Consider the following 17,745-nt stretch of genomic DNA (forward strand, 5'->3'; position numbering starts at 1 on the left):
TCAGTCCTTCCGCCGCAACGCCGCGCTGAGCTTGTCACCCAGCGCACCCATGCTCGGCGCCGCCTGCGGCCGCGTCTGCGGCACCCGCTGCGGCTTGTCCCGTGGCATTTCCGTCGGCCGTGTGGTGTCGATCTCGCGCCGCATGGTCAGTCCGATGCGCTTGCGCGGCACATCCACCTCGACCACCCGCACCTTCACCACATCCCCCGCCTTGACCACCTCATGTGGGTCCTTGACGAATTTGTCGGCCAGCTGAGAAACGTGGACCAGCCCGTCTTGATGCACGCCGATATCGACGAAGGCGCCGAAGGCCGCCACATTGGTCACAGTGCCCTCCAATAGCATGCCGGGCTTGAGGTGCTTGATGTCGTCGATGCCATCGGCAAACGAGGCGGTCTTGAAGCTGGGCCGCGGATCGCGTCCCGGTTTTTCCAGCTCGAGGAAAATATCGCGCACCGTCGGCAGGCCGAACCGGTCATCGACGAAGCCGCGCGGATCAAGCCCGGCCAGCGCCGTCTTGTCATTCATCAGGCTGCGCAGGTCGCGCCCACAGGCGGCAACGATCTTGCGCGCCACGCCATAGGCTTCCGGGTGTACCGACGACGCATCCAGCGGCTCGGTGCCGCCAGTGATGCGCAGGAACCCGGCGCTCTGTTCAAAGGTACGCTGACCCAGCCGCGGCACATCCAGCAGTGCCTTGCGGCTGGGGAACGGGCCATTGCTGTCGCGATGCACGACGATAGCCTCGGCCAGCGCCGGCCCCAGGCCCGAAACGCGCGCCAGCAGCGGCGCCGAAGCGGTATTGAGATCGACACCCACCGCGTTCACCGCATCTTCCACCACCGCATCGAGCGAGCGATTGAGCCGCGACTGATCGACGTCATGCTGGTACTGCCCGACCCCAATTGCCTTGGGCTCGATCTTGACCAGTTCGGCCAGCGGGTCCTGCAACCGGCGGGCAATCGACACCGCCCCGCGCAGCGATACATCGAGCTGCGGAAATTCACTCGCCGCCGCTTCTGACGCCGAATAGACCGACGCGCCCGCTTCCGAAACGATCACCTTGGTCGGCTTGGGTGCGGGCAGGCGGGCGATCAGGTCGGCCACCAGCTTCTCCGTCTCGCGGCTACCGGTGCCGTTGCCAATGGCGATCAGCTGCACATCATGCTTGCCGATCAGGCGTTGGATCGCGGCTTGCGATCCCATGATGTCGTTGCGCGGCGGGAAGGGGTAGATCGTTTCGGTATCCAGCAGCTTGCCGGTCGCGTCGATCACCGCCACCTTGACCCCGGTGCGGATACCGGGATCGAGCCCCATCGTGTTCTTGGCGCCAGCCGGTGCCGCCAGCAGCAGATCCTTGAGATTGCGCGCGAAGACGCCAATGGCTTCCTCTTCGGCGCGCTCGCGCAATTCCACCATCAGGTCGATGGAGAGCGTCACCCGCAGCCGTGTCCGCCAGGCCCAGCTGGCCACCTCGCGCAGCCATTGATCGCCCGGGCCGCTGCCCTGTGCCTCCAGCGCCGCGATAACGAACCGCTCGGCCGGCTTCACCTTGTCTTCGACATCGGCATTCACCTCGATATCGAGGCTGAGGAAATCCTCGTTGCGCCCGCGCATCATCGCCAGCGCCCGGTGCCCGGCCACCTTGGCCCAGCGTTCGCTATGGTCGAAATAATCCGAAAACTTCGCGCCAGCCTCTTCCTTGCCGGCGACGACGCGCGCCCGCAGCATGGCCTTGTCGCGCATATGATCGCGCAGGCGCCCGAGCAGGGTCGCATTCTCCGACAGCCCCTCGATGACAATGTCACGAGCGCCATCCAGCGCTTCCTTGGTGCCGGGCACGTCCTCGGTCAGGTAAGCTGCTGCCAGCATTGCCGGATCGGCGCTGCGATTCTCCAGGATCGCCGCCGCCAGCGGCCCCAGTCCCCGCTCGCGCGCAATCTCGGCCTTGGTCCGGCGCTTAGGCTTGAACGGCAGATAGAGATCCTCGAGCTCCGCCTTGGTCGCGGCGCCCAGCATGCTCACGCGCAGCGCATCGGTCAGCTTGCCCTGTTCCTCGACCGAAGCGATGATCGAGGCCCGCCGCGCTTCCAGCTCACGCAGATAGACCAGCCGTTCCGCCAGATTGCGCAGCTGCGTATCATCCAGCCCTCCGGTCACTTCCTTGCGGTAGCGCGCCACGAACGGCACCGTCGCGCCACCGTCGAGCAACTCGACCGCGGCATTGACCTGCTCGGGACGAGCAGCGATTTCGGTAGCAATCTGGGCAGCGATACGGCGGGCGAGGTCGGTCATGGCAGTCGTTTCGGTTCGTTCAGGAGCCCGGACCATACTGCCCCCGCTGCCCCTGGACTACCCGCCAGTCGCGATATCCTCATTCTGATGTAGGGGTGCGGCTGTGACGATGCCTGCATTGCCGCGCTGTCTGCTTGTGGCAAGCAACGAGGGAGGAAGCCCTCAGGCCTATCCTGCCGGAAATGTGGCCTGCACGCCCGTGCGGGCCGAGGCGATATGCCAGTGCACCAGCAGTTCCGTTGGGTCCATCCCCATCGGCAAAGGGCGCTAAAGCGCCCAGACCAGCAGCAGCATCGGAACCGCAACCAGCACCACCAGGATTGAGAGCGGCAGTCCCAACCGCCAGTAATCCCCGAACCGGTAACCGCCCGGGCCCATCACCAGCGTATTGCACTGGTGACCTATGGGGGTGAGGAAGTCCGAGCCCGCGCCGATGGCCACGGCCATCAGGAACGCCTCCGGCTGGAACCCGAGGTCGGTGGCAAAGGTCGCGGCAATTGGCGCCATGACCAGCACTGTCGCGGCATTGTTGAGGAAGGGCGTCACGGCCATCGCCGCTACCATGATCAGCGCCAGCGCACCATAGGCGGGCAATACACTCGCCGCTTGCGACAGCCAGCTGGAAATCACGTCGGTGCCGCCTGTGGTACGCAGCGAGTCGCTGATCGGGATCAGCGCCGCCAGCATGATCAGGATCGGTGCATCGAGATGTGAATAGACCTCACGCAAGGGCAGGGCGCGGCTGACCACCATCAGCACCGCCGCGGCGAAAAAGGCAATCGCCACCGGTATCAGGCCGAGCGCGGTGGTCGCCATGGCAGCCGCCAGGATCAGCAGCGGCACCAGCCCATTGCGGACGCTTCCCAGCTTCAGGCCGCGCTCCACCAGCGGCAGGCAGTTCCACCGCCGCAGCAGGTCGGGCAATTCCTTGAGGTCGCCCTGCAGCACGATGACGTCGCCATTCTGGAACCGGATTTGCCCGAGTCGTTCCGTAAACCGCTTGTCGCGTCGGCTGACCGCAAGCAGGTTCAGCCCGGTCCGGTCGAACAGGCTCAATTCCTGCGCACTGCGCCCGATCAGGTCCGATGTCTTGGTGACGACGGCTTCGACAATGCCGGTATTGTCCGACGTCGCTTTGGTGTCGCGGCGCTTGGAGAATGTCAGCTTGCCCTGGGCCACCATGGTGTCGAGCGCTTCGGGGGCGCCTTCCAGCAGCAGCACATCGCCTTCCTTGATGATCGAATCCGGCAAGGGCTTCCGGCGCGCACCGGATTCCCCGATGATGCCGATGATCATTGCGGCCCCGCCGCCCAGCCGCTGCAGTTCGCCGATGGTCATGCCGACAGCGGACGATTGGGCGGGCACATGGGCTTCTGTGGTGTAGTTCTTGATCTCGATGGCTTGGTCCATCGAGCTGGTATCGCGCGTGCGTGCTGGCAGCAGCTTGTAGCAAAAGGCCAGAAAAACCAGCCCGACCAGCGCCAGCGCTGCACCCACCGGGGTGAAGTCGAACATCGTGAACGGCACGCCGGTCAGATCCTGACGCACCCGCGATACGATGATGTTGGGCGAGGTGCCGATCTGGGTCATCAACCCGCCCAGCAGCGAGCCGAACGACATCGGCATGAGGAACAAGGAGGGCGACACCCCCGATTTCCGAGCCATCTGGAAGGCAATCGGCATCATGATTGCCAGGGCGCCGATATTCTTGATGAAGGCCGACAGCACCGTGACGGTCAGCACCAGCAGAATTAATTGCGCCCGTGGCGTGCTGATATTGGGCGCAAAGCGCCGCACCGCCATTTCCATGATCCCCGTACGCGCCACCGCTGCACTGACCACCAGCGCGCTGCCCACGATGATGACGATGTCATCGGAAAACCCCTTGAAGGCCTCTGTGGGCTTGACGACCCCGACGGTCACCGCCGCCAGCAACGCGCCCACGGCAACGACATCATAGCGCCAGCGCCCCAGGACGAAGGCAACCATCATCGCTGCGATAATGCCAAAGGCCAGAATTTGCGGTGTCGTCATAGAAATCCCCGGTGCCGACAGTACAAACGCGCCGGGATCGAATTGGGCGCAGGGCACCATCGATAATTGCGCAGCCAATCTGAATTGGCCACTGTCGCTACGTACGGGGATCAGGTTTATGAATGTTCGGTTCGCTTGTCACGCGATCACCGCATTGCCTCAATGGTGCTCGCTGCTGATGACATAAAGCGCCGCCCGCCGCCCGTGACGTTCGCGGCGGCGATAGGCGAGTTCAATCGCCGTATCAACGGCCTCGCCGATAGATGCGCGCAATTCATCGGTCTTGGGATCCAGCGGCACGATGGCGAGGGCCTGTTCAAGGTGATCTCGCACGTGCTCGTATAAGGGATCGGGCACCAGTTGTTTTAGCATCGCTCACCTTTCAGCAATCGCGCCATTTTATTCGGGGCAGGAATGCCTTCGGTTAAGCTGACACGGGCAATTTTATCAAAACCCGTTTTGCCCATTCATTTCGGCTTGGCCAGGACGTCCGCCCAGCGACGGCCGGTCCGCGCACGCCGCGTCTGCTGGTGGATATAGCCCGCCAATAATTCGGAGACCGATACTTCCGCAGGCCGGTCGCCCAGGGGCGCAGTGATGATGCGGCCGGCGATATTGGCATTGATGATGCCGTGTTCGACGAAGAAAGTGGCCTTATAGGATGCGCCGCCCTGGGTAATACGAATGTCGTGGACTTCGGATTCTGGATACACGTCGCCTATCCTCCCATCGAATTGTCGGTGTCGGGCCAGTCGCCGTCAAGATCGGTACGCCCGGGGCTCCGGAAAAAATCGACCCAAGCGGCCGGAACCGCCTGGGCCCAGTGTGCAGCATGTGTCCACGATGCCGCCATTGAACCTAGCCGGTCTGTGGGCGGTCGCATTTAACAATGACATCTCCCCTCGAAGTGACGTCAATCGCAGGTTTTCTGTTTGCTGCCGCACCTTTACCGCAATGTGTTGCGCTCCTATGGTGCGGGAAATGGGTTTGCAGGGGGCTGGTATGCGGCAGATGTTTCGGTCGGCGATGGGACTTTGTGCTGCGCTCTTGATGACGCTGGGTGCGTCTGGCGGGGTATCGGCGCAGGACCAGGTGACGCTGTTGCCAGGCATGGATCTGCCGGGCTTCGATTATTCTATCCTCAAGGGTACCACCGCTGAGGCCTGCCAGGCCGCCTGCATGGATGATCGCATCTGCCGTGCTTTCACCTTCAATCAGAAGTCCAGCTGGTGCTTCCTGAAGGGCGATGTCGGCGAACAAACCCCGTTCGCAGCCGCCCTTTCCGGTCGCGTAACCCACGCGGACGCGCCCGAGGTGACCGCTGCCGCCCGTCAGTCCGAATTGCCTTTTCCCGCCGCAGACCTGATCGATTCCGCCCGGCGCTTTGCCCGCGAACTGCCCACCACCGACGCGCCCCCGCCCGGCGCGGCCTATGCCGATCTGGTTGCCGCGGCCGATACCGCCGCCGGCCAGGGCAATCCCTCCCTCGCCATGCTGTCCTATCGTCAGGCTCTGGCAATCGTCGACAATGACCCGGCTGTCTGGTTGTCGCTGGCCAATGTTGCGCTGAACCAGGCCGATCTCGTCGAAGGCCAGTCCGAGGGCGACAACAGCTATGATCTTGGCATTATCGGCACCTCCGCCGCGATGAATGCCTTTCTGTTGTCCAACTCTGAACAGGAACGGGCGGATGCCCTCAGTGCCTTGGCGCGCGGCCTCGAACATCGCCAGAAGTGGCGGGAGTCTATCGCCACTTATCGCGCCAGCCTGGCCCTGGCCGGGGATATGGCCCTGCAGGAACGTCTCGACAGGGTCGTGGCCGAGCATGGCTTCCGCGTGACCTCCAACGAGGTCGATGCCGAAGCCGCCGCCCCCCGCATTTGCGTCGTCTTCTCCGATCCGCTGCCCTCTGGCAGCACTGATCTGTCCAGCTATGTCAGCGTCGAAGGCGCGGCGCAGCTCGCCGTCGAAACCGAACAGCGCCAGATCTGTCTGCAGGGCGTCGAGCATGGTCGCCGCTACAATATCAAGCTGCGCGCCGGCCTGCCGTCCGCTGATGGCGAGAGTCTGCGCAAGGATGTGACCCTGAACGTCTATGTGCCTGATCGCTCGCCTTTTGTCGGCTTCGCCAACAATGCCTATGTGCTGCCCGCCGGCCTCGGTGGCGGCCTGCCGATCACCTCGGTCAATGCCGAAACGGCAGATGTCATCATCTACCGCATTGGCGATCGCTCGATTGCGGCCGCCGTCCGCAATGGCATTTTCCAGGGCAACCTGACCGGCTATTCCGCCTCCGACGTGGCCAATCAATATGGCGAGGAAATCTGGAACGGTCAGGTCGATCTGGCCCAGAGCTCGCCCAATGCCATGTCCGTCACCGCCATTCCCGTGGCCGATGTGCTGAGCGGCGTCGAGCCGGGCGCCTACGTCGTCACCGCTCGCGTTGCTGGCGCGGAGGAGGATTATTGGGCCGAAACCGCCACCCAGTGGTTCATCGTCACCGATCTCGGCCTGACCACCATTTCGGGCAGCGATGGTGTCCACGCCTTTGTACGCGCCCTGGGCAGTGCCGAACCGGTGGCCAATGCGAAGGTGCGCCTGGTTGCGGTCAATAATGAGATCCTGGGCGAAGCCATCACCGATGCCGAAGGCCGCGCCGATTTCGCTCCGGGCCTGGCCCGTGGCGCCGGTGGGCGTGCGCCGCAGCTGCTGGTGGCCGAAACCAGCCAGGGCGATTATGCCTTCCTCAATGTCTCCAAGCCCGCCTTCGATCTGACCGACAGGGGCGTGGAAGGCCGTCCGTCCCCGGGCCCGCTCGACCTGTTCGCCACCACCGAACGTGGCGTCTACCGCCCGGGTGAGACCGTGTTCCTGACCGCGCTCCTGCGCGACAGTCACGCCAATGCCGTCGCCGATCTGCCCCTGACTCTGGAAGTCGAACGCCCCGATGGCGTTATCGCCACCCGCGAAGTGTTGAGCGATGCCGGCGCTGGCGGCTATTTCGCCGCCCTGCCCATGGTAGAGGGCGCCATGCGCGGCTCCTGGGCCATCCGGCTGTTTGCCGATCCCAAGGCCGAGCCGCTTGCCAGCGTGGCTTTCCTCGTCGAGGACTTTGAACCCGAACGCCTCGCCTTTGAAGTCAGTGCCCCCGATGAGCCCATGCCCATCGGCGAGGTGACCCCAATCACCATCGCGGCCAAATACCTCTATGGCGCCACCGCGCCGGACCTTGCGGTTGAGGTTGATGCCGTTATCCGTCCGGTCAATGGTCTGGCTGATTTTCCGGGCTACACCTTCGGGCGGGTCGACGACACCATCGAAACCAGCCGCGAGCCTCTTGGCGTCATCGGCACCACCGATGCGACAGGCAACCTCACTGCCGAACTCACCCTGCCGGAACCACAGTCCACAACCCGTCCGCTGGAAGCGCAGATCATCCTGCGTCTGGTCGATACCAATGGCCGTCCAGTTGAGCGCAGCCTGGTTCGTCCTGTCCTGGCCCAGACCGACCGCATTGGCATCAAGCCACGTTTTGAGCGGGGCGATGGTCTGGCCGAAGGCAGCGAAGCCAGCTTCGATATCATCGCCGTGGCGCCCACCGGGGAAACTATCGCCAAGTCGGGTCTGAACTGGACCCTGTCGCGCATCGAAACCAGTTATCAGTGGTATCGCGACAGCAGCACCTGGAAGTGGGAAGCCATCACCACCACCCGCGCAGTCGCCAATGGCAGTGTCGATACGCTCGCCGATGCGCCCGTGCAGGTCGGTGCCGCCGTTCGTTGGGGCCGCTACCAGCTCGAAATCGAGAGCACCGGCCGCGACGCCACCTCCAGCAGCTATGAATTCTATGCTGGCTATTATTACGCCGATGCCGGCTCCGACACGCCCGATACGCTGCAGGTTGCGCTCGACAAGCCCGCCTACCGCATCGGCGAAACCGCCAATCTGCGCCTCGATCCACAATTTGCCGGCACCGCGCTGGTCATGGTGGTCGATGATCGCATCATCGACATGATCGCCGTGCCGGTTCCCGCTGAAGGCACCACGATCCCCCTCGAAGTCACCGATGACTGGGGCCCTGGCGCCTATGTCACCGCCGTGCTCTATCGTCCCTCCAGCGCCGCCGAAAAGCGCATGCCCGCCCGCGCTCTGGGCCTTGCTTTCGCCGATGTGGAGCCGGGCGATCGCCAGCTCGACGTGACCATCGATGCGCCCGCCGTATCGCTGCCGCGCCAGGCCTTCACCACCACCGTCAAGCTGGGCAATGTCGCTGCCGGCCAAAAGGCCTATGTCGGTATTGCTGCCGTCGATCTGGGCATTCTCAACCTCACCAACTTCAAGACCCCCGATCCCGATGGCTGGTTCTTTGGTCAGCGCCAGCTCGGCATGGCATTCCGTGATCTCTATGGCCAGCTGATCGATCCGACCCAGGGCATGCCCGGCGCCATGCGCTCGGGCGGTGATGGTGGCGCAGCCCGTCTCGGCACGCCTCCGCCCACTTCGGTGCTGGTCGCCCTGCATTCGGGGATTGTCGAGGTCGATGCCGATGGCAATGCCACGGTCAGCTTCGACATGCCCGACTTTGCCGGCACAGTGCGCCTCATGGCCATGGCCTGGACTGCTGACGCCGTGGGCCATGCCCAGGCCGATGTGATCGTCCGCGATCCGGTCGTCGTCACGCTCAGCCCGCCGCGCTTCCTGCGGCTCGATGACGTGTCGCGCCTCCTGGTCGAGGTCAACAATGTCTCCGGCTCTGCCGGCGCCTATAAGATCGCGCTGTCCCCCGGTACAGGCCTCGCCACCGGCGCCGCCGAAACCACAGTCGAGCTGGCCGAGGGCGCCCGTACCGCGCTCAATCTTGACCTGACCGGCATCGCTATCGGCGACCAACAATTGAGCGTGACCATCACCCCGCCAACGGGTAAGCCACTGATCAAGAACCTGACGCTGGGCGTCCGCGCCACCAGCGCTCCTCTGACCAGCAGCACGCTGCTGCCGATGGAGCCCGGCGAAACCGTCACGCTCGATGCCAGCTTCTTTAATGGCATGGTGCCCCACACCGGCAGCCTCACCATGGCTATCGGTCCGGTCGCCCGCCTCGATATCCCCGGCCTGCTGCTCCAGCTCGATCGCTACCCCTATGGTTGCGCCGAGCAGGTCACCAGCCGCGTCCTGCCGCTGCTCTATTTCAATGAAGTGGCGCAGATGCTTGGCCTGGGCACCGATGCCGAACTCGATCTGCGCATCCGCGAAGCCATCGTCACACTGCTGTCCAAGCAGACGTCCAGCGGCGGCTTTGGCCTCTGGGGCCCCTTCAGCGGCAGCGATCTGTGGCTGGATTCCTACGTTACCGACTTCCTGCTGCGCGCTCAGATTGCCGGCTACATTGTGCCGGAACAGGCCATGAGCATGGCGCTGGACAATCTGGGCAACCAGGTCTCCTACGCCTCCGATTTCAGCAATGGCGGTGAAGACATTGCCTATGCGCTCTACAACCTTGCCCGCGCCGGTCGCGCCGCCATCGGCGATCTGCGCTACTATCTCGAGGCGCGCCTCGATGCCTTCGGCTCACCCCTGGCCAAGGCCCAGCTTGGTGCGGCCCTGGCGCTTTACGGCGATACCACCCGCTCCGCGACGGCCTTTGACGCGGCAGTGGAGGCGCTCCGGACGCCCGAGCAGCGCAACCGCTTCCGCACCGACTATGGCAGCCAGTTGCGCGATACCGCAGCCTTGCTGGCCCTGGCGGCCGAGTTTGCGCCGACCAGCGTCGATATCGCCGCTCTGACCACCCGCCTCGCCAAGCTGCGCGATATCGCCACCTACACGTCCACCCAGGAAGACGCGTGGACCCTGGTTGCCGCTTCCGCAATCGCCCGCGACACCGCCGATGGCTCGGTGAGCGTCGATGGCGTCGAGCTGACCGGTTCGGTCTATGACCGCTACGATCAGGAACACTTCGACGGCGCTGCTGTCAGCATCGTCAACAATGGTGCCGAGGCCACCGAAGCCAGGGTCTCGGTGACGGCGATCCCGATCGTGCCGCCGCCGGCCAGCAGAAACGGGTTCCTGATCACCCGCACCTACTTCACCCCCGATGGCATCGAGCTGGGACGCGATCTTGCCACTGCCAGCCAGAACGACCGCTTCGTAGTGGTGCTGACCATGTATCCGGACATGCTCGGCTCCGGCCAGTACATCGTCGCTGATCCACTTCCGGCCGGCTTCGAGATCGAAAATCCCGATCTGTCCGCTGGGGCAGGGGTATCCGACCTGTCCTGGCTCAGCGTCGATACGCCAGTGCACACCGAAGCCCGCACCGATCAGTATGTCGCGGCATTCCGCTACTGGTCCGATGTGACCAGCTTCAGTACCGCCTATCTGGTCCGCGCGGTTACCCCCGGAGCCTTCTCGCTGCCGGGTGCGACGGTTGAAGACATGTATCGCCCCGAACTGCGCGGTAATACTGCTGCCGGCAGCATCGAGATCAGCACAGCCGGCCCATGATTTCGGCCGCACCGGTTGAGCCCAGATTCCGTCCATCGCGCCGTCTGGCGCGGTGGGCCGCTATTGGCCTGGTGGCCGCCGCCGCGCTGACTGCCGGTGGCGTATTCTATGTGCGTTCCATCGTCGATGAGATCGCCACAACGCTCCCTGCGACCCCCGATATCGCTACGCTCCCCGTCTCCACTGCGGTGGTGGATCGCGCCGGCCTGCTGCTGCGCCCCTTCACCACCAGCGATGGTCGTTGGCGCCTGCCGGTTACCGTCGACGAGGTAGACCGCCGCTTCATCGACATGCTGATTGCCTATGAGGACCAGAATTTCGAGCGCCATGGCGGCATCGAATGGTCCGCCATGCTGCGTGCTGCTGGCCAATATGTCGGCGCCGGCCGCATTGTCTCGGGCGGCTCAACCCTCACCATGCAGGTGGCGCGGCTGGTCGACCAGCAGCCCACCCGCAATCTCTGGGGCAAGGTGCGCCAGATGGTCCATGCCGATGTGCTGGAGCATCGCCTGACCAAGGAAGACATCCTCACCCTCTATCTGACGCTCGCCCCCTATGGCGGCAATATCGAGGGCATCCGTGCCGCCAGCCTCGCCTATTTCGGCAAGGAGCCGACGCGCCTGACTTCGGCCGAAGCCGCGCTGCTGGTTGCCTTGCCGCAATCGCCCGAAGCCCGCCGCCCAGATCGCGATCCCGCCGCGGCCCTGGCTGGCCGCAACAAGGTGCTCGATCGCATGGTGGCCAAGGGTGTCATCACCGCCGACGAGGCCGATGGCGCCAGGCGCGAGCCGATCCCCACGGCGCGCCACCAGTTCCCCATGCTGGCAGCCCATCTGGCGCAGTCGGCCATCACCGCCCAGCCCAATGCGCGCCGCATCGCGCTAACCGTCGATCGCCAGATCCAGTCGGCCCTCGAACGTCTCGGCGCCTCGCGCGCCCGCCAGCTTGGCCCGCACTTGTCGGTCGCTATCGTCGTCGCCGATCAGGCCACCGGCAATATCCTCGCCTCGGTCGGCTCCGCCGGTCTCTTCGCCCGGCAAAGCGATGGCTTTGTCGATATGACCAATGCCGTCCGCTCGCCGGGCTCGACGCTCAAGCCGCTGATCTATGGGCTTGGCTTCGAGCTCGGCCTCGCCCATCCCGAAAGCCTGATCGAGGATCGCCCGACGGCCTTTAACGGCTATGTGCCGGTCAATTTTGACGGCTATAACCGCGGCACCGTCACCATCCGCCAGGCTCTCACCGAGTCGCTCAATGTTCCCGTCGTCATCGTGCTTGATGCGGTGGGGACGGCCCGGCTGATGTCGCGGCTCAAGCGCGCCAATGTCGATCCTAAGCTGCCGGGCAATACCGCGCCGGGTTTGGCCATCGGGCTGGGCGGCGTCGGCGTCACGCTGCGCGATCTGGTCTCGATCTACACCGCCATTGCCCGTGGCGGCTCGCCCGTCCGGCTCAACGATGGCGTCTCCGTCCGCTCGCCAGCCATGGGCGAAGTCGCGCCGGTGCTCGATCCGGTGGCCGCCTGGTATGTCTCCGATATACTGGCCGATGTGCCGCCGCCGCTCAATGGCTCACCCGGCCGCATCGCCTACAAGACCGGCACCTCCTATGGCTATCGCGACGCCTGGGCCATTGGCTATGACGGCAAGACCGTCATCGGCGTCTGGGTTGGCCGTCCCGATGGCGTGCCGGTTCCGGGCATTTCCGGCATTGTCGCCGCGGCCCCCATCCTGTTCGAGAGCTTTGACCGCCTGGGCGCGCCAACCGTCCGGCTCCGCCCCGCGCCTGCAGGCGCCATTGTTGCCTCCAATTCCCAGCTGCCCAGTCCGCTCCGCCGCTTCCGCCACCCTGACCTGCAGATGGTTGCCCGCGATGCCGCCCCCGAAATTGCCTTCCCGGCCGACGGCGTCGATGTCGATCTCGGCGCTGCTGGCGGTTCCGAGCGACCGCTCATGGTCAAGGTGCGCAATGGCGTGCCACCCTTCACCTTCTTCGCCAATGGCGCGCCCTTCGCCCGCTCCGCCTTTGCCCGCCAGAACAGCTGGACGCCTGATGGCCCAGGCTACGTCACCCTCTCCGTCCTCGATGCCGAAGGACGTTCGGACATGGTCACAGTTTTTATTGATTGATGCCAATCGTTTGGCGGTCGACTCGATCCCGGCAGTGCCTGAGTGCCTCCCGCGATCTTCAATTTGTCATCTTTCCAAGGAAATTATGGTGCACTATATTCTCCGTGGAAAGTGAGGTGCCCATGCTGCGCCATGATGAAAATCCCGCCGATCGGATTGCCAGCGGGCCGGTCATCACCAAAGCCGTTCTGCGCACTGCCGCCCGCCTGGGGCTGACGGCGCGCGCCCTGAGCCAGGTCATCGGCGTCAGCGAGCCGACTGTGTCGCGGATGAAGTCGGGTGACTACGCCCTCGAAAGCGGCAGCAAGCCCTTTGAACTCGCCGTGCTGCTGGTGCGGGTGTTTCGCTCGCTCGATGCCATTGCCGGCGGCGACGAAAGTGTCGCCCGCGCCTGGATGAGCAATCCCAATATCGCCCTCGACGGTGTGCCTGCCGAGAAAATCCGCACCATTACGGGGCTCACCGATGTCATGGCCTATCTGGACGCCCGCCGCGCTCTCGTCTGAGGCGCGGCCCTATCGCGGCCGCGCCTGGCGCATGGTCGAGGCGCAGCATCGCGTCTCGACGCTCAAGCTCGTCGATAGCCTCGCCGAACAGGCTTTGCTCGAGGACATTCTCGAAACCACCAAGCCGCGCATTCCCGTAGAATGCCGGCATCTCGATTATCTGCTGGCAACCCCGTTCCGCTATGGCGCGCCATACCCCCACGGCTCGCGCTTCCGTCGCGCCGGGCTGACGCCGGGCGTGTTCTACGCCTCCGAGCGTCCCGAAACTGCCGCCGCCGAAATTGTCTTCTACCGCTTCTTGTTCTTCGCCGAGTCGCCCGCCACCCCTTTCCCCGATGGCGCTGCCGAATACACCGCCTTTTCCGCCGATGCGACGACCACCGCCGCTCTCGATCTCACCGCCGAGCCGCTCATCCGCGACGCCGCTCACTGGACCCATCTGACCGATTACGAAGCTTGCCAGCGCCTCGCCGAAGCCGCCCGTGACGCCGATTTGCAGTTGATCCGCTTTCTCTCGGTGCGCGATCCCGGGCAGGGGGCCAACCTGGCGCTCCTCACCTGCCGGGCTTTCGCCGGTTCGGCCCCGCGCGATCGCCAGACCTGGCGCATCCGCATCGGTGCGCGTGGCGCCCAGGCCATCTGCGAGTTCCCCGCCCTCGGCATCGAGTTCCCGCGCGAAGCCTTCCTCGCCGATCCGCGCCTCAATCCTTGAGCGTGATCCAGGCCGGCGCGTGGTCGCTCGCGCCCTCCGCACCGCGCACCGCCTTGTCGACCCCGGCATCCGTCAGCTTCGGCGCCAGCTGCTTGCTCAGCAACAAGTGGTCGAGCCGCAAACCGGCGTCCCGGTCCCAGCGGTTCCGCATATAGTCCCAGAACGTATAGATCACCGCCTCGGGATGGCGCTTGCGCAGGGCGTCGCTCCATCCTTGCTCCAGCAAAGACCGGTACTGCGCCCGGCTCTGCGGCTGCACCAGCGCGTTCTTGGCATAGGATGTGGTCTGATAGATATCGCGCGCTTCCGGCACGATATTGTAGTCCCCGGCCAGCACCACCGGCAGCCCGGTCTCCAGCAGCTCCGCAGCATGGCCGATCAGCCGCTCGCCCCAGGCCAGCTTGTAGTCAAACTTCGGCCCCGGCTGCGGATTGCCATTGGGGGCATAGAGCGAGGCCACTATGAGCCCGTTGACCGCCGCCTCGATATAGCGCGCCTGGCTATCCTCGGGATCGCCCGGCAGCGCATCGCGCGTCAGGATCGGATCGACGCCCCGCGCCAGGATCGCCACCCCGTTCCACGCCGATTCCCCCCGAAACACCGCTCCATATCCCGCCGCTGCAAGCGCACTGCGCGGAAACTGCCGATCCGTCGCCTTCAACTCCTGCAGACACACCACATCCGGCCGCGCCTGTGCCAGCCATGCCAGCAGATTCCCCAACCGCCGATTGATCCCGTTGATATTGAAGGTGGCGATCTTCATGCCTGTGCAATCCTGCCGTCGCCGAGCCACGGTCTTGCCACCGCGTCACCACCCGGCGCGTCCGGGTGGTCCATTCTTCCCGGAACAGATGCCTCGGCTTCTTCGCCCCTCCACCTTGAGGGGACGGCCGGGGTGGGGGTGCTGCGGTTCCAGCACCCGCAATCCCCAAAAACCTACCTGACCACCCGCTCCACCCAAGCCGCAGCCCTATCCCCCACCGCCTTCAAATGATCCGCCGCGCTAAACCCAGAAATCGTCTTACGAGGTTTGAGGTCATGGTCGCCATCTTCCAACCAGAACAGCTCGATCCGCTCCGACAGCGCATAGTTCGGCACTTCGTCGCGCGTCCCGAATTCATCCCGCGTGCCCTGGCAGATCAGCGCTGGCGTCTGCAAACCCACCAGATGCTTGGTGCGCAATTGCTCCGGCTTGCCAGGTGGATGAAACGGATAGCCCAGGCACAACAATCCCTTGATCGCCCCAGCAGCATGCAATTCATCGGCCACCATGCTGGCCACCCGCCCACCCATGGATTTGCCGCCAATGATCAGCGGCCCCTTGGCCCCCAATGCCGCCACTGCGGCGCGATATTCCGGGATCAGCGTCTCGGCCCGCGGCGGTGGCTTGCGCCCCGCATCCGTCCGGCGCGCGGCCATATAGCCAAACTCGAAACGTGCCACTCGCAGCCGTACATCCGCCAGCGCCTTGGCCACCGCGTTCATCGCGGCGGAGTCCATCGGCGCCCCTGCGCCATGCGCCAACAGGATCGTCGCCTCGGCGTCCTCCGGCCCGTCAAACAGAAACATGGTGCTCATCTAGCTGGCGCTCTTGGTCTTGTGCAGATCGACAAACTGAATACCCCGCGCCGCTGTCTTGGCCCAGTCCGAGCTGGCGTCCAGCTCCAGATAACGCACCCACCAGCGCCGCGCCGCCGCCAGATTGCCCAGGTCATATTCCAGCGCACCCAGATTATAGACCGCGTCGGCATAGTCGGGGTCGATCGCCACCGCCTTGAGCAGATGCTTGCGTGCCGCATCGCTCCGGTCCTGCCCACGCAGCAGGTCGGCGAAGTTGAACCACGCCTCGACAAAATCGGGGTCCTGCTTGATGGCAATGGCATAGGCATGGCTGGCCTCGTCGACCTTGCCCTCGGCCTTGAGCACATTGGCCAGGTTGAACGCCGCCACCGAGTCGCTGGGATCAATCGACAGGCACCGGCGATAGAGCGCGCTGGCCAGCGCAAAATCATGCTCCGCTTCGGCCATTTCAGCCGCGCCGAACAGCTCTTCCAGCTCCGCGTCGTCGCTATCGCCCAGTGGCAGCAGCGTCTGCCCATCCAGCTCATGCAGCAGATCGCCACTGCGCACATAGATCGTTTCGCCATCCTCGACATGCAGCGACAGAGCCGTCAGCGAGGTGACTTCCCCGGTCCGGTGCGCCGAACGGGCGATGGCATGCCAGCCCGCGCCGCCAGCGATCAGCCCCGCATATTTGCGCGCCAGGATCACATCGCGAAACGAATAGGGCTCGCCATCATGCTCAAACGCATCGAACAGCGACAGTAGCGCCAGGTCTCGTTCCGATAGCCGCGATTGCTCGCGCAGCGCCTGTGCCGAAATCGCCGAGGCCACGGGCCCGCGCGCCAGTTCCAACAAGCGCAGAAATCCCGCCTCGCTCAGCGCTCGCTGCGCCGCCGTCATCACCGCGTCATAGCGCGCCTCGATCTCCGCAGCGGTTGATTTTTCCAGCAGGATCCGCCCAAACACCACATGGGTGGTCTTGCGCGTCACCCCGCGCCGCAATACGCCGTTCAGGCGGGCAACTTCGCGCGCCGCCAGCCGCCGCGGGAACGCGGCCAGCGCCCCCACGATGCCAAATGTCGCGCCTCGGATCGGCATGTCGGATTAGGCCTTCTTCTTGGTCGCCGTCTTGGCTGGCTTGGAGGCTTCCACCGCCGCTGCCAGCGCTGCCTTGTCCACCGAGGTCTTGGCCGGCGCATCCGCCTTGGATTTGCTCTTGGCGGGCGGCTTGGCCTGGCCCAGGCTCGCCTTGAGGGCGTCCATCAGGTTGATGACATTGCCGCGCTCCGGTGCCGCTGCAATGATCGGATTGTGCCCCTTGAGCTTCTCGCGGATCATCTGCATCAGCGCCGCCTCATAGCGATCCTCATAATTCTTGGGATCGAAATGGGTCACCTTCTGCTCGATCAGCTTTTCCGCCAGCTCCAGCATTTCGGGGTCTGGCTCACCCTTGGGGATGGTGTTGAAATATTCAGCCGTGCCGCGCACCTCGTTAGGATTGCGCAGCGTGCAGACGAACATGCCGTTCTCGCGCGCCCCGATGGTCACCACCCGCTCGCGGCTCGATAGCACCAGCCGGGCGATCGCCACCTTGCCCGATTTGCGCATCGCCTCGCGCAGCACGGCAAAGGTTTCCTCCGCCATCGCCCCGTCCGGCGCCATGTAATAGGGGGCATCGAGATAGATCTGGTCGACTTCATCCTCGTCGACAAACGCCTCGATATTCATCGTGTGATTGGACTCGATGCGCACGCTTTCGAGGTCAGTCTCATCGATGATGACGTATTGCTTGTCCTCGTATTCATAGCCTTTGACGAGGTCGCTGCGTTCGACGAGGCCCAGTTCAGGGTCCACCGGCTTCATGTTGATCCGGTTATGGGTATCCTTGTGCAGCTGGTTGAACGTGATGCGTTCACTCGAACTGCTCGCCGGGTAAAGCCGCACCGGGCAGCTCACCAAACTCAGCTTCAGATAACCCTTCCAACTTGCCCTTGGCGCCATC

General features: G+C 64.4%; 12 protein-coding genes. 4 read left to right on the plus strand and 8 right to left on the minus strand.

Features of this window, described 5'->3' with window-relative positions:
• The 4 genes from BUA69_RS02940 to BUA69_RS02955 form a co-directional block, all read right to left on the minus strand.
• Positions 1–2,295 carry a Tex family protein gene (locus tag BUA69_RS02940; RefSeq protein WP_046136364.1) on the minus strand — a complete coding sequence of 765 codons (2,295 nt, stop codon included), beginning with the start codon at positions 2,293–2,295 and terminating at the stop codon, positions 1–3.
• A gap of 267 nt (positions 2,296–2,562) precedes the next feature.
• Positions 2,563–4,329, minus strand: coding sequence for an SLC13 family permease (locus BUA69_RS02945; RefSeq protein ID WP_046136476.1), 1,767 nt, complete (start codon positions 4,327–4,329; stop codon positions 2,563–2,565).
• A gap of 159 nt (positions 4,330–4,488) precedes the next feature.
• The gene (locus BUA69_RS02950) at positions 4,489–4,701 is read right to left on the minus strand and encodes a hypothetical protein (protein WP_046136363.1); all 213 of its coding nucleotides are present in this window, start codon (positions 4,699–4,701) and stop codon (positions 4,489–4,491) included.
• Between the two features lie 95 nt (positions 4,702–4,796).
• Positions 4,797–5,042 carry a hypothetical protein gene (locus BUA69_RS02955; RefSeq protein ID WP_046136362.1) on the minus strand — a complete coding sequence of 82 codons (246 nt, stop codon included), beginning with the start codon at positions 5,040–5,042 and terminating at the stop codon, positions 4,797–4,799.
• 289 nt (positions 5,043–5,331) lie between these two features.
• Between BUA69_RS02955 and BUA69_RS02960 the strand changes: the two genes are divergently transcribed.
• From BUA69_RS02960 to BUA69_RS02975, 4 genes are all read left to right on the plus strand, one after another.
• Complete coding sequence (locus tag BUA69_RS02960) at positions 5,332–10,833, plus strand: alpha-2-macroglobulin family protein (RefSeq protein WP_046136361.1); 5,502 nt, start codon at positions 5,332–5,334, stop codon at positions 10,831–10,833.
• Positions 10,830–12,962, plus strand: a complete 2,133-nt coding sequence (pbpC, locus tag BUA69_RS02965; protein ID WP_082093925.1) for a penicillin-binding protein 1C — start codon at positions 10,830–10,832, stop codon at positions 12,960–12,962. Before BUA69_RS02960 ends, pbpC begins: the two co-directional genes overlap by 4 nt.
• Before the next feature lie 122 nt (positions 12,963–13,084).
• Positions 13,085–13,468 carry an MbcA/ParS/Xre antitoxin family protein gene (locus BUA69_RS02970; protein WP_046136360.1) on the plus strand — a complete coding sequence of 128 codons (384 nt, stop codon included), beginning with the start codon at positions 13,085–13,087 and terminating at the stop codon, positions 13,466–13,468.
• Positions 13,428–14,180, plus strand: coding sequence for an RES family NAD+ phosphorylase (locus tag BUA69_RS02975; protein WP_046136359.1), 753 nt, complete (start codon positions 13,428–13,430; stop codon positions 14,178–14,180). The genes BUA69_RS02970 and BUA69_RS02975 overlap by 41 nt, the downstream gene beginning before the upstream one ends.
• Here the strand turns inward: BUA69_RS02975 and BUA69_RS02980 are convergent.
• From BUA69_RS02980 to ku, 4 genes are all read right to left on the minus strand, one after another.
• Positions 14,170–14,943 (minus strand): exodeoxyribonuclease III, encoded by a 774-nt coding sequence (locus tag BUA69_RS02980; protein ID WP_046136358.1) that lies wholly within the window; start codon positions 14,941–14,943, stop codon positions 14,170–14,172. The genes BUA69_RS02975 and BUA69_RS02980 overlap by 11 nt on opposite strands.
• A 173-nt stretch (positions 14,944–15,116) precedes the next feature.
• Entirely contained in the window at positions 15,117–15,758 is a 642-nt protein-coding gene (locus BUA69_RS02985) for an alpha/beta hydrolase family protein (protein ID WP_046136357.1), read from the minus strand.
• Positions 15,759–16,841 carry a tetratricopeptide repeat protein gene (locus tag BUA69_RS02990; protein ID WP_046136356.1) on the minus strand — a complete coding sequence of 361 codons (1,083 nt, stop codon included), beginning with the start codon at positions 16,839–16,841 and terminating at the stop codon, positions 15,759–15,761.
• A gap of 6 nt (positions 16,842–16,847) precedes the next feature.
• Positions 16,848–17,744 carry a non-homologous end joining protein Ku gene (gene ku, locus BUA69_RS02995; RefSeq protein ID WP_046136355.1) on the minus strand — a complete coding sequence of 299 codons (897 nt, stop codon included), beginning with the start codon at positions 17,742–17,744 and terminating at the stop codon, positions 16,848–16,850.
• Position 17,745: the final 1 nt, after the last annotated feature.

Source organism: Devosia limi DSM 17137 (genome assembly GCF_900128975.1).
GTDB classification, from domain to species: domain Bacteria; phylum Pseudomonadota; class Alphaproteobacteria; order Rhizobiales; family Devosiaceae; genus Devosia; species Devosia limi.

Coding starts and splice junctions, on each gene's coding strand:
- BUA69_RS02975 (WP_046136359.1), top strand. CDS start 13,428: ATGTCATGGCCTATCTGGACGCCCGCCGCGCTCTCGTCTGAGGCGCGG.
- BUA69_RS02945 (WP_046136476.1), bottom strand. CDS start 4,329: ATGACGACACCGCAAATTCTGGCCTTTGGCATTATCGCAGCGATGATG.
- BUA69_RS02985 (WP_046136357.1), bottom strand. CDS start 15,758: ATGAGCACCATGTTTCTGTTTGACGGGCCGGAGGACGCCGAGGCGACG.
- ku (WP_046136355.1), bottom strand. CDS start 17,744: ATGGCGCCAAGGGCAAGTTGGAAGGGTTATCTGAAGCTGAGTTTGGTG.
- BUA69_RS02970 (WP_046136360.1), top strand. CDS start 13,085: ATGCTGCGCCATGATGAAAATCCCGCCGATCGGATTGCCAGCGGGCCG.
- BUA69_RS02990 (WP_046136356.1), bottom strand. CDS start 16,841: ATGCCGATCCGAGGCGCGACATTTGGCATCGTGGGGGCGCTGGCCGCG.
- BUA69_RS02940 (WP_046136364.1), bottom strand. CDS start 2,295: ATGACCGACCTCGCCCGCCGTATCGCTGCCCAGATTGCTACCGAAATC.
- BUA69_RS02960 (WP_046136361.1), top strand. CDS start 5,332: ATGCGGCAGATGTTTCGGTCGGCGATGGGACTTTGTGCTGCGCTCTTG.
- BUA69_RS02980 (WP_046136358.1), bottom strand. CDS start 14,943: ATGAAGATCGCCACCTTCAATATCAACGGGATCAATCGGCGGTTGGGG.
- pbpC (WP_082093925.1), top strand. CDS start 10,830: ATGATTTCGGCCGCACCGGTTGAGCCCAGATTCCGTCCATCGCGCCGT.
- BUA69_RS02950 (WP_046136363.1), bottom strand. CDS start 4,701: ATGCTAAAACAACTGGTGCCCGATCCCTTATACGAGCACGTGCGAGAT.